Source organism: Saccharopolyspora gregorii, from assembly GCF_024734405.1.
Classification (GTDB): domain Bacteria; phylum Actinomycetota; class Actinomycetes; order Mycobacteriales; family Pseudonocardiaceae; genus Saccharopolyspora_C; species Saccharopolyspora_C gregorii.
The window spans coordinates 5,637,080-5,648,518 of record NZ_CP059556.1 but is presented as its reverse complement, the minus strand read 5'-3'; the positions used below and the strand labels follow the sequence as shown (position 1 = coordinate 5,648,518).

Here is an 11,439-nt window from a genome sequence, read left to right as displayed (position 1 = left end):
CGCCGGAGGCGGGACCCCGGCCTCTGCGTTTTCTGGGGCCTTTTCCGCTCACGATGCATCCACTTCGAGCAGGCGCGCGGCATCGGCCAGCTGCTCCAAGTACCGCCGGTTCCCGCGTGCGGCGGCCAATGCCGACCCGCACACGATGTCCGGCAACCAGAGCATCGGCTCGGCGTCGCCGGCCGTGAACTCGACGTGGACCTTCATCGAGATCGCGCGCTTGCGCTTGCAGACCGCGACGGTCTGCTGGTCGAGCTTGTCGTTGCGCGGCCGACGGGATTCCAGCGTCAGCACGGATGCACCCGCCGCCTCGACTTCCGGTAGGAGTGCTTCGAGGCACTTGCGGCGGGCGCGCTCAGCGTTCATCGGCGATGCCGAGCCGACGACCACCAAGTTGGTCGAGGCGAAGGTGCTGGTGACCTTCGCGATCTCGTCGCGACGACGGTCGGGTTCCTTGCTCCAGTGCAGCTTCCGCCCGCCCTTGCGCAGTCGGGTGAGCGCGGCGCGGATCGGCTCGGCCTCGGCCTGGTCGATCAGGCTGGCGGTGAGGACGTACACCCCGAGGTCCAGGTCGTAGGACTCGTCGGCGAAGGCGGCTAAGCACACGCGTCGTACTGCACCGGGAACGCGCGTTCGAAGGCAAGCCACGGCACCCGAACGGGTCGGAAGATCACCGGCGGGGTGGACGCGCGCGCCCGGCCCGCCGGAACGAGGTTCCGCTACCGAGTGCTACGCGCCACGAGTCGAGGGACGAGCGGTCAGATGTCCTCGCCGCTGAGCAGGGGTTCGAAGGAGCGGTAGGCGGTGTAGTTGCGGAAGAAGCGGCTGTACAGCTCGGAGCCGTCGTCGAAGGTGGCGTCCTCGACCTTCTTCACCTCGACGAGCTCCTTGAACTTCCAGGTGACGATCTCGCCGTCCTCGTTCGGGTAGCTGGCGGCCTGCTGCTTGCCGCAGTCGACGGCCTTCTCCCGCGCCTCCTCGTCGGATTCGGCCTTGACCAGCACGAACGATTCCTCGTAGAGCTCCGGTTCGGTGGCCGACGCGGAGGAGATCTCGATGAGCAGCACCGCGACGTAGAACTCGGCCTCGGCGGAGGAGGTGCTCGCCTGGAAGTCGCGGGGGTCGATGCTGCCCGAACCGATGTCGATCGAGCCGACCTGCTCGTCGTCGCTGGGGGTGGTCATGGCTCCACCTTCTCATCCGCCGAGGAGGCCCCCGGCAGCATGGCCCGCACCGCGTCGATCGTGTCGGCGGTGGCGGCGTCCTTGTCGGGGCGGTAGCGCAGCACGCGGGCGAAGCGCAGCGCGACCTCGCCGGGGTAGCGGGTGCTGACCTGCACCCCGTCCAGTTCGACCTCCACGACCAGGTCCGGGGCGAGGTGCACGGTGCTCCGGTCGCGGTGCGTCTCGTGGCGGGGGAATTCGGCGGTCTGCCAGGCGAGGAGTTCGTCGGTGAGGCCCTTGAACGTCTTGCCCACCATGATCGGCGGTCCGCCCGCCGGGTCGCGAGCGCCGAGGTGCAGGTTGGACAGCGTCCCGCTGCGCCGCCCGTGGCCCCATTCCGCGGCGAGCACCACCAGGTCCAGCGTGTGCGACGGTTTGACCTTGCGCCAGGCCCGGCCGCGGCGCCCCGCCGCGTAGATCGAGTCGAGGTCCTTCACCACGACCCCTTCGTGCCCGGCGTCGAGGGCGTCGTCCAGCAGCGCGTCCGCGTCCTCGGCGTTCCCGGGGCACACCCCGGGGATGCGGTGCTCGGGTGCGACGCGGGCCAGCGCCGCCAGCCGCCGGTGCAGCGGCTCGTCCACCAGGTCCGCGCCGTCCAGGTGCAGGCAGTCGAAGAAGTGCGGCCGCAGCACCTCGTCGCGCGGACCGCGGGCGCCGAAGCGGGACATCGTCTCCTGGAACGGGCGGGGCCTGCCGGAGTCGGTGAGGGCGAGCGCCTCCCCGTCCAGCACCACCGACGTGCAGGGCAGCGCCAGGCCCAGTTCGACGAGTTCCGGGACCTGCCCGGTGATCTCGCGGAGCGTGCGGGTGAACACCCGGACCTGCTCGCGGTCCCGGTGCAGCTGGATCCGCGCCCCGTCCAGCTTGTGCTCGACCACGCAGTCGCCGAGTTCGTCCAGCGCCGCCGCGAGGGTGTCGGCGGGCGAGGCGAGCATCGGTCGCAGCGGCCTGCCCACTTCGAGCCGGAACTCGGCGAGCGCGGCGGAACCGCCGGTCAGCGCGGCCTCGGCGGTGGCGGGCAGCCGCCCGGAGAGCATGAACGCCCGGCGCACCGCTTCGGCGGGCACGTCGGCGGCGCGGGCGACGGCCGCCAGCAGCACGCCTTCGAGCGCGCCTTGCCGGAGTTCGCCGCCGAGCAGCCGGACCAGGAATAGCTGCTCGTCGGTGGTGGCGCGGCCGAGCAACGCGTGCAGCAGGTCGAGGCGGCGCTGCCCGGATCCGGTGCCGGTGGTGGCGCGCAGCTCGTCGACGGTCGCGGCCACGTCGAGCACGGTCAGTCCGGGGGTCGCGGCGGGTTCGGCGCGCAGCGCGTTCAGCGTGGACCAGCCGACCCCGGCGCGGCCCCCGGGCAGCTCGCCGGCGAGCAGCGCGGCGGCAGGCCGGATCTCGGCGCCGCGCAGGCGGGTGAGCAGTTCGGCGAGGGTGCGGATCTTCGCGTTGCGGGCGCGGGTCCCCGCGACCTCGGCGGACGCGGAGACGACCGCGTTCAGCGGCACCATGCGTCCATGGTGCGCGCGCTGCCCCGCAACTCGCCGGAGGAACGGGGAACCGGTGGGGCGGTGCGCGGCGTCGTAGTCGTGATCCGGAACCGCTGGGGGTGCTCCGGATCGGGCCGTGCGCTCGCCGGGTGGCGGTGCGCACGGCCCACCGGCTCACTTGGCCTTGGCCATGCCCAGCACGTCCAGCGCGGTGTCCAGCTGCTCCAGGGTGAGCTTGCCGGAGTCGACGTGGCCGCGTTCGAGGACGACCTCGCGGATGGTGCGGCGCTCCTTGAGGGCCTGCTTCGCGATCGAGGCGGCCTCCTCGTAGCCGATGAAGCGGTTCAGCGGCGTGACGATCGACGGCGAACCCTCGGCGTACTCGCGGGCGCGCTCGACGTTGGCCTCGACCCCGGCGAACACCTTGTCGGCGAGCAGCCGGGACACGGCGGCGAGCAGTCGCGCGGATTCCAGCACGTTGCGGGCGATCACCGGCAGGTTCACGTTGAGCTGGAAGTTGCCCTGCGCGCCGGCGAACGCGACGGCCGCGTCGTTGCCGATGACCTGCGCGACGACCTGGAGGGTGGCCTCCGGGATCACCGGGTTCACCTTGCCCGGCATGATCGAGGAACCGGGCTGCAGGTCGGGCAGCGCCAGCTCGGCGAGGCCGGTGCGCGGGCCGGACCCGAGCCAGCGCACGTCGTTGGCGATCTTGTTCAGGCTCACCGCGACGGTGCGCAGGTGCCCGGAGGTCTCGACGACGCCGTCCTGGGTGGCCTGCGCCTCGAAGTGGTCGCGGGCCTCGGTCAGCGGCAGTCCGGTGACGCGGGCGAGCTCGGCGGCGACGGCCGCGCCGAAGCCGTCCGGCGCGTTCAGGCCGGACCCGACGGCGGTGCCGCCGATGGGCAGCTCACCGAGCCGGTCCAGCCCGGAACGCAGCCGCTCCACGCCGAAGCGCACCTGCGAGGCCCACGCGCCCGCTTCCTGGGCGAGGGTGATCGGCACCGCGTCCATCAGGTGGGTGCGGCCGGACTTGACGACCTCGGCCCACTCGGCGGCGCGGACCTCGACGACGCCCGCCAGGTGCTCCAGGGCGGGGATGACGTCGGTGAGCACGGCCTCGGTGGCGGCCACGTGGATGGTGGTGGGGAACGTGTCGTTCGAGGACTGCGAGGCGTTGACGTGGTCGTTCGGGTGCACGTCGCGGCCGAGTCCGCGGGTCGCGAGGGTCGCGATGACCTCGTTGGCGTTCATGTTCGACGACGTGCCGGAGCCGGTCTGGAACACGTCGATCGGGAAGTGCGCGTCGTGGTGGCCCTCGGCGACCTCGTCGGCGGCGGCGGCGATGGCCTCGGCCATGTCGGCGTCGAGGATGCCGAGTTCGCCGTTGACCCGCGCGGTGGCGGCCTTGAGCAGTCCGAGGGCGCGGATCTGCGCGCGCTCCAGCCCGCGGCCGGAGATCGGGAAGTTCTCCACGGCGCGCTGCGTCTGCGCGCGGTACAGGGCGTCGGCGGGAACCCTGACCTCGCCCATGGTGTCGTGTTCGATCCGGTAGTCCTGTTCAGCCATGACCGAAGTGTCCACCGCCCGAGCGGGGCCGGTCAGTATGGGGCGGCCCACTTCCGGGCAGTCCTCCGGGTGCTGGACCGAGAAAGGTGACGGAGATCGTCGCCGAGCCGGGCGCGCCGGGCTCGGAGGTGATCCGCGTTGCACCGGCGCGAGCGGGGTGGGGCATGGCCGAGCACGAGGTCGATCTGCTGGTCGTCGGCGCGGGGCCGGCGGGGCTGTTCGCGGCGTACTACGCGGGGTTCCGGGGCCTGTCGGTGGCGGTGGTGGATTCGCTGCCGGAACCGGGCGGGCAGGTCGCGGCGATGTACCCGGAGAAGCTGATCTTCGACGTGCCGGGGTTCCCCGCGGTGCGCGGCCGCGACCTGGTGGCGGCCCTGGTGGAGCAGGCCGCGCCGCGCGAACCGCGCTACCTGCTGGGCAGGGACGCCACCGATCTGTCCGAAGTGGATGGACGGCTGCGGGTGCTGGCGGGCCCGGACCCGGTGCGCGCGCGAGCCGTGCTGATCACCGCGGGCATCGGCGAGTTCACGCCCCGGCCGCTGCCCGCGGGCGGGGACTGGCTCGGCAGGGGAGTGGTGCACTTCGTGCCCGACCTGGCGGTGCACCGCGGGCAGGACGTGGTGGTGGTCGGCGGCGGCGATTCGGCGTTCGACTGGGCGCTGGCGCTGCACCCGATCGCGCGCAGCGTGACCCTCGTGCACCGCCGGGCGCGGTTCCGCGCGCACCCGGGCCTGGTGCGGGAGGTCGCCGAGCTCGGCGTCGAGATCATCACCGAGGCGCAGGTGGTGGCGGTGCGCGGGGACTCCGCGGGCGTGCACGAGGTGGAGCTGGCCGTCGGCGAGCAGCGGCGGGTGCTGCCCGCGCGGACCGTGGTCGCCGCGCTCGGCTTCACCGCCTCGCTGGGGCCGATCGAGTCCTGGGGGCTCGGGCTGGCCGGGCGCTCGATCCGGGTGGACAGCACGATGCGCACCAGCCGGGACCGGGTGTACGCGGCGGGCGACGTGGCCACCTACCCGGGGAAGGTGAAGCTGATCGCCACCGGCTTCGGCGAGGCCGCCACCGCGGTCAACAACATCGCGGTCGCCCTGGACCCGGCGGCCCACCTTTTCCCGGGCCACTCCTCCGACCGGAGCTGAACGTGGAACGGCCGCCCTCCCCAGGAGGAGGGCGGCCGGTCTGCGGGTGCCGATCAGGCGGCGGTGTTCTCCTCGACCCAGTCGGACAGCGCCGACACGTCGGTGTAGATCGACGGGCCGGTCGCGCAGTTCGAGTCGTTGTTCCCGGCGCGGCTGGTGGCGCCGATCAGCTCCCAGGAGCCCTCGGTGCCCTTGATCTGCGGGCCGCCCGAGTCGCCGTAGCAGGCGCCGGAGTCGCCACCGGGGTTCGAGGTGCAGATCTCGGTCTCGCCCTCGATGCCCGAGCAGTCGGCGTCGTCGACGATCGCGGTGTCCAGCTCCTGCAGCGTGGCGGGGGCTTCGCCGCCCGGCGCCGGGCTGGTCTGGCCCCAGCCGATGATGCGGGTCTCGGTGCCGGTGGCGCCCGACTCGGGGGCGATGGAGATCGGCTGCGCGGAGACCTGCGTGTCCAGCTTGATCACGGCGATGTCCGCCGAGTCGTGCACCTTGATGTCGCTGACCCCGGCCTCTTCGCCGCCGGAGGCGTGCTCCAGGCTGCCGACGCGGACGGACAGGTCGCCGGGCTGGCTGCCCTGGACGCAGTGCGCGGCGGTGACCGCCCAGTCGGCCTTGATCAGCGAAGCGCCGCAGATGTGCCCGCCGCCGGACTGCAGCGACACCATGAACGAGTAGGTCTCGGTGGCGTCGTGGCCGCCCACGACCATGGGCGTGGGGTCCTGGGCCGCGGAAGCGGGCGTGGCCAGCGCGAGCGCGGCGCCGGCGGCGAGCACTCCGGTGAGCAGGGAGCGTGTGCGCATGGGGGACGAGTCCTTCCGTGTGCCCGGTCCTGGGACGGTCCGGGGTGGTGCTCGGTCCGGTGCGGCGGGCCGAGTGACCACTGACGGTAAGGATCTTCACTCATCCGAGGCACCCACTTAGGTGGGTCTTCACGTCGCTCCAACGACGGTACCCACCCGGCCGAACGCGGCTCCGGTGCAGGTCAACACCGGCCTGATGGCCGATTCGGGGAAATACCGGGAAAAACAGCTCCCCGCGACACGACGGACCGCCCGCCCCGGCGTGCGGGACGGGCGGTCCGGTCGCGGCGATCAGGGGAGCAGGCCGTGCCTGCCGCCCTCGTCGCCGCCCAGCTCCACGTCCGAGTACTCGCGCAGCTTCGTCAGCTTGTGCAGGCCCTCGATCACCCGCACCGTGCCCGACTTCGACCGCATCACGATCGACTGGGTGCTGCACCGGTTCGCCCGGTAGTGCACGCCCTTGAGCAGCGCGCCGTCGGTGATGCCGGTGGCGCAGAAGAACACGTTGTCCCCGCGCACCAGGTCCGAGGTGGTCAGCACCTGCTCCACGTCGTGCCCGGCGTCGAGCGCCTGCTGCCGCTCCGCGTCGTCCTTCGGCCACAGCCGGGTCTGGATCTCCCCGTCCATGCACTTGAGCGCGGCCGCGGTGATGATGCCCTCCGGCGTGCCGCCGATGCCGATGAGCATGTCGACGCCGCTGTCCGGGCGGGCCGCGGCGATCGCCCCGGCCACGTCGCCGTCGGAGATGAACTGGATGCGCGCGCCCGCCTCGCGGACCTCGCGGACCAGGTCCTCGTGCCGCGGCCGGTCCAGGATGCACACCGTGACGTCGGAGACGTCGATGTGCTTGGCCTTCGCGACGCGGCGGATGTTCTCCGCGGTCGGCGCGTTCAGGTCCACCACCCCGGCGGCCTCCGGCCCGACGGCGAGCTTCTCCATGTAGAACACCGCGGACGGGTCGAACATGGCGCCGCGCTCGGCGACGGCGAGCACGGCCAGCGCGTTCGGCATGCCCTTGCTCAGCAACGTCGTGCCGTCGATCGGGTCGACGGCGACGTCCACCTCGGGGCCTGCGCCGTTGCCGACCTCCTCGCCGTTGAACAGCATCGGCGCTTCGTCCTTCTCGCCCTCGCCGATGACGACGACGCCCTGCATCGAGACGGTGCCGATCAGCTTGCGCATGGCATCCACCGCGGCGCCGTCACCGGAGTTCTTGTCGCCGCGACCGACCCAGCGTCCCGCGGCCATCGCCGCGGCCTCGGTGACCCGGACCAGTTCCATGGCCAGGTTGCGGTCGGGCGCCTCGTGGCGGCCCTGCGTGGTGGACGTGCTCATCGCGCCTCCCGGTATGGCGAGCTGACTCCATCGGCAGCACGCGCCGGCTCCGCGCGCCCTGCTCGTCGGATCTTCGCAGATCGCGCAGCTCGGAGCCGGGGCACGTGGGCGAGCCCACTACCGGTCTTCGCCGGGCTCCTCCACGGAGGCGAGGGCGCGGTCGACGCGTTCGCGCGCGCCCGCGAGGTGCCGCTCGCACACGGCGGCGAGGGCTTCGCCGCGTTCCCACAGCGACAGCGACTCCTCCAGGGACAGGCCACCGGCTTCGAGCCGCTTGACCACGTCGGCCAGTTCGTCCCGCGCCGGCTCGTAGCCCAGCTCGGCGACGTCCGGGTGGTCGGCGACCGGGTCGAAGTGCTCGTCCTGCTCGTTCTTCGTCACGGGGTGGGGCTCTCCAGCTTGCTGGGTACGGACACCACGGCGGTCGCGATGGCCTGGTCGTAGCCGATGAACGCCTCGGCGAACTCGGCGCCGTCGCCTTCCCGGACCGCGTCGTTGATGCGCAACTGCGCTTCGACGACCCTACGTCGGTGGGCGGATCCGCGGCCCACCCACCACCGGCCGCCCGCGTACTCGGACGTGGCGTCGGCCAGCGCCCGCAGCTTCAGCGGCAGCGTCCGGCGCTCGGTGGAGTCGCAACCGCCGAGCAGCGCGTTCCAGCAACGCGCGGCGGCCAGGTCGGCCTCCCGCGCGCACCGCCGGACCTGCTCGGCGTCGTGCAACTTCGGCGAGCGCGTGACGGCCACCGTCAAGGGGAGGAATGTGGGCTCCTGCTGTCCCCGCACCACGACCTCCCTCGTTCCACTACTCCGTTCCGCCGGGCACCACGGCGTGCACCGCTCCGTCAACGACGCGGACCCGCAACGTGGTTCCCGCCGGGGCCTGGTCGATCGAGCGCAGCACTCCGTCGGCCCCGTCGGGCTCGACGCGCTGCACGATCGCGTACCCGCGAGCAAGAGTGGCCGCAGGACCGAGGGTCGTCAAGCGAGATCGAGTCGCGGTCATCGCATGCCCTTCGGCGGTGAGCACGCCCGTGATGGCGCGCCGCGCGCGGTCCCGTCCGACCTGGACCTGTTCTGATCTGCGGTCCAGCGGGCCGTGCGGGTCGGCCAGCGCGGGCCTGCTGCGCAGCGAATCCAGCAGCCTGCGCTCGCGATCCACCCATCCGTGTAGCGCTCGTCGCGCGCGGTCGCGGAGCTGGTGCACCCGCTGGGTCTCCTCCGCCATGTCCGGAACGACGCGCTTGCCCGCGCCGGTCGGGGTGGAGCAGCGGACGTCGGCGACGTGGTCCAGCAGCGGCGAGTCCGGCTCGTGCCCGATCGCGCTGACCACCGGCGTGCGGCAGGTCGACACCGCGCGGCACAGCGCCTCGTCGGAGAACGGCAGCAGGTCCTCGACGCTGCCGCCCCCGCGGGCCAGCACGATCACGTCCACCTCGGGGTCGCGGTCGAGCTCGCCCAGCACGTCGAGGATCTGCGGCACCGCGGTCGAGCCCTGCACGGCCACGTTGCGGATCTCGAAGCGCACCGACGGCCAGCGCAGCCGCGCGTTGCTGAGCACGTCGTGCTCGGCCGCGGACGCCCGCCCGGTGATCAGGCCGACCTTGTTCGGCAGGAACGGCAGCCGCCGCTTGCGCGCCGGGTCGAACAGGCCTTCCGCCTTGAGCAGCTGGCGGAGCCGTTCGATGCGGGCGAGCAGTTCACCGATGCCGACGGCGCGGATCTCGTCCACCCGCAGGCTCAACGTCCCGCGGCCGGTGAAGAACGTGGGCTTGCCGTGCACCACGACGCGGCTGCCGTCGGTCAGCGGCGGGTCCTGCTTGCGCAGCAGCGAGGACGCGCAGGTCAACGTCAGCGACACCTCGGCGGACGGGTCGCGCAGGGTGAGGAAGGAGGTGGCGGCGCCGGGCCGTTGCGAGATCTGCGTGATCTGGCCTTCGACCCAGATGGTGCCGAGCCGGTGGATCCAGTCGGCGATCTTGCGGGCCACGGTGCGCACCGGCCACGGGTCTTCCGCGCTGGTCGGCGGTGGGTTGGCGGGGGCGTTCAGGACCGCTCCTTCCACGTCCGGGCTTGGGCGGCGCGATCATACGGCCGTTCCCCGTCGGGGCGGGGCGGCGCGTCAGTTCTCGGTGCGGAGGCGTTCGAGCCGGTTGCCGAGCATCCGCAGGAACTCGGGGCGCTGCTGGTTCGCCCGCTCGTGGTCGAGCATGGCCTCGACCTCGGCGGTGGAGAAGCCGCGCAGCCTGCCGCGGAGCTGGGGCAGCGTGATGCCCTCGTAGCCGGCGAGCACGCCCGCGTCGTCCGGGACGGGTGCGGCGGGCGCGGGTTCGTCCTCGTCGAAGGTGGCCCACTCCGGCTGGTCCTCGCCGCGGTCCCAGGCGCCGAGCGCCTCGTCGCCGCGGATGGCCAGTTCGGTGATCTGCTGCTGCATCCGCATCGACAGCTGGAGGGCCTGGCTGGCCACGGTCAGCGGCAACCCGAGCAGCTGGGCGGGCAGCCGCCGGGTCTGCTCGGCGGTGACGGCCGCGAGTCCGGCCGCGACGCGGATCGGCAAGGGGTACGTCGACATGGCCCCAGCCTCCCGCACTCGCGCCGCGGAAACCATCGGCCGGGCACCGCAGCTTCGCCCGGAGGTGCGGGCCGGTTGCGGATTCCGGCGGTACCCCGGGGGCGCCCGGTGGCGGTCGGTCACCGTTGACCGCCGCGTCCCGCGCCACGGGTGTCCACCGGTAGCGGGGAGGGTGACGCTCGGTACCGCCTCGGCAGGTGACCGCAGGGCTGACCCGTCGCGGGGTGGTCCGTACCCTGGACGGCATGAGCACCTCGCCGCAGGCCGCCGATCGCCTCGCACCGAGTGACCTTGACCAAGGCACCTCCGACCAGGGCACTTCCGAGGGCGGACGCACCAAGCGCGTCCTGCTCGCCAAGCCCCGTGGCTACTGCGCAGGCGTGGACCGCGCGGTCATCACGGTCGAGAAGGCGCTGGACACCTACGGCCCGCCCGTGTACGTGCGCAAGGAGATCGTGCACAACAAGCATGTGGTGGAGACGCTCCAGGACCGCGGCGTGATCTTCGTGGACGAGACCGACGAGGTCCCCGAGGGCGCGCTGGTGGTGTTCTCCGCGCACGGCGTCAGCCCCGCGGTGCACGAGGAGGCCAAGACCCGGAACCTGCGCACCATCGACGCGACCTGCCCGCTGGTCACGAAGGTGCACAAGGAGGTCAACCGGTTCGCCCGCGACGACTACGACATCCTGCTGATCGGCCACGAGGGCCACGAGGAGGTCGAAGGCACCGCCGGTGAGGCGCCGGACCGCGTGCAGCTCGTCGACAAGCCGGAGGACGTGGACAAGGTGCACGTCCGCGACCCGAACAAGGTCGTGTGGCTGTCGCAGACCACCCTCAGCGTCGACGAGACGATGGAGCGGGTCGACCAGATCAAGGAGCGCTTCCCCGATCTGCAGGCGCCGCCGAGCGACGACATCTGCTACGCCACCTCGAACCGCCAGTTCGCGGTGAAGGCGATGGCCGCCGAGTGCGACCTGGTGCTGGTCGTCGGCTCGCAGAACTCCTCGAACTCGAAGCGGCTCGTCGAGGTCGCGCTGCAGGCGGGCGCGAACGACTCGCACCTGATCGACTACGCGAACCAGATCGAGGACTCCTGGCTGGAGGGCGTCGGCACGGTCGGCGTCACCAGCGGTGCTTCGGTGCCGGACGTGCTGGTGATGCAGGTGCTGGAGCACCTCGCCGAGCGTGGCTGGGACGGCGAGGTCGAAGAGGTCACCACCGCCAACGAGAAGATCACCTTCGCGCTGCCGCGGGAGCTCCGCAAGGACCTCAAGGAGAACCCGGACGCGCCGAAGGGCGTCCGCTGACCGCTCCCTCCCGCGGGAGGGGC

General features: G+C 72.4%; 12 protein-coding genes. 2 read left to right on the top strand and 10 right to left on the bottom strand.

Going from position 1 to position 11,439, the window contains the following annotated elements; translation table 11 throughout:
* Positions 1-48: 48 nt before the first annotated feature.
* The 4 genes from H1226_RS24725 to H1226_RS24710 all read right to left on the bottom strand — a co-directional run bounded on the left by H1226_RS24725 (position 49) and on the right by H1226_RS24710 (position 4,270).
* The gene (locus H1226_RS24725) at positions 49-558 is read right to left on the bottom strand and encodes a hypothetical protein (protein WP_258343184.1); all 510 of its coding nucleotides are present in this window, start codon (positions 556-558) and stop codon (positions 49-51) included.
* A gap of 200 nt (positions 559-758) precedes the next feature.
* Positions 759-1,184, bottom strand: a complete 426-nt coding sequence (locus H1226_RS24720) for a DUF4288 domain-containing protein (RefSeq protein WP_258343183.1) — start codon at positions 1,182-1,184, stop codon at positions 759-761.
* The gene (locus H1226_RS24715; protein WP_258343181.1) at positions 1,181-2,722 is read right to left on the bottom strand and encodes an ATP-dependent DNA ligase; all 1,542 of its coding nucleotides are present in this window, start codon (positions 2,720-2,722) and stop codon (positions 1,181-1,183) included. The genes H1226_RS24720 and H1226_RS24715 overlap by 4 nt, the downstream gene beginning before the upstream one ends.
* A gap of 153 nt (positions 2,723-2,875) precedes the next feature.
* Complete coding sequence (locus tag H1226_RS24710; RefSeq protein ID WP_258343179.1) at positions 2,876-4,270, bottom strand: class II fumarate hydratase; 1,395 nt, start codon at positions 4,268-4,270, stop codon at positions 2,876-2,878.
* 164 nt (positions 4,271-4,434) lie between these two features.
* On the opposite strand from H1226_RS24710, the gene H1226_RS24705 reads away from it, so the two are divergent.
* Complete coding sequence (locus H1226_RS24705) at positions 4,435-5,406, top strand: NAD(P)/FAD-dependent oxidoreductase (protein WP_258343177.1); 972 nt, start codon at positions 4,435-4,437, stop codon at positions 5,404-5,406.
* Between the two features lie 53 nt (positions 5,407-5,459).
* Here the strand turns inward: H1226_RS24705 and H1226_RS24700 are convergent, their stop codons facing one another.
* From H1226_RS24700 to H1226_RS24675, 6 genes are all read right to left on the bottom strand, one after another.
* Positions 5,460-6,203 (bottom strand): S1 family peptidase, encoded by a 744-nt coding sequence (locus H1226_RS24700; RefSeq protein ID WP_224960239.1) that lies wholly within the window; start codon positions 6,201-6,203, stop codon positions 5,460-5,462.
* A 291-nt stretch (positions 6,204-6,494) separates the two neighbouring features.
* Positions 6,495-7,538 (bottom strand): class II fructose-bisphosphatase, encoded by a 1,044-nt coding sequence (gene glpX, locus H1226_RS24695; protein ID WP_258343175.1) that lies wholly within the window; start codon positions 7,536-7,538, stop codon positions 6,495-6,497.
* A 117-nt stretch (positions 7,539-7,655) separates the two neighbouring features.
* Complete coding sequence (locus H1226_RS24690) at positions 7,656-7,919, bottom strand: exodeoxyribonuclease VII small subunit (protein WP_224960236.1); 264 nt, start codon at positions 7,917-7,919, stop codon at positions 7,656-7,658.
* Complete coding sequence (locus tag H1226_RS24685) at positions 7,916-8,284, bottom strand: hypothetical protein (protein ID WP_308011318.1); 369 nt, start codon at positions 8,282-8,284, stop codon at positions 7,916-7,918. Before H1226_RS24685 ends, H1226_RS24690 begins: the two co-directional genes overlap by 4 nt.
* 58 nt (positions 8,285-8,342) lie before the next feature.
* Positions 8,343-9,602: an exodeoxyribonuclease VII large subunit gene (xseA, locus tag H1226_RS24680; protein ID WP_224960234.1), complete on the bottom strand. Its 1,260-nt coding sequence runs from the start codon at positions 9,600-9,602 to the stop codon at positions 8,343-8,345.
* Positions 9,603-9,659: 57 nt separating this feature from the next.
* A complete protein-coding gene (locus H1226_RS24675; RefSeq protein WP_258343174.1) occupies positions 9,660-10,109 on the bottom strand; it encodes a lipid droplet-associated protein in 450 nt (149 codons plus the stop codon).
* Positions 10,110-10,354: 245 nt separating this feature from the next.
* Here H1226_RS24675 and H1226_RS24670 point away from each other — a divergent pair, with 245 nt between their 5' ends.
* Positions 10,355-11,416 (top strand): 4-hydroxy-3-methylbut-2-enyl diphosphate reductase, encoded by a 1,062-nt coding sequence (locus H1226_RS24670; protein WP_224960232.1) that lies wholly within the window; start codon positions 10,355-10,357, stop codon positions 11,414-11,416.
* Positions 11,417-11,439: the final 23 nt, after the last annotated feature.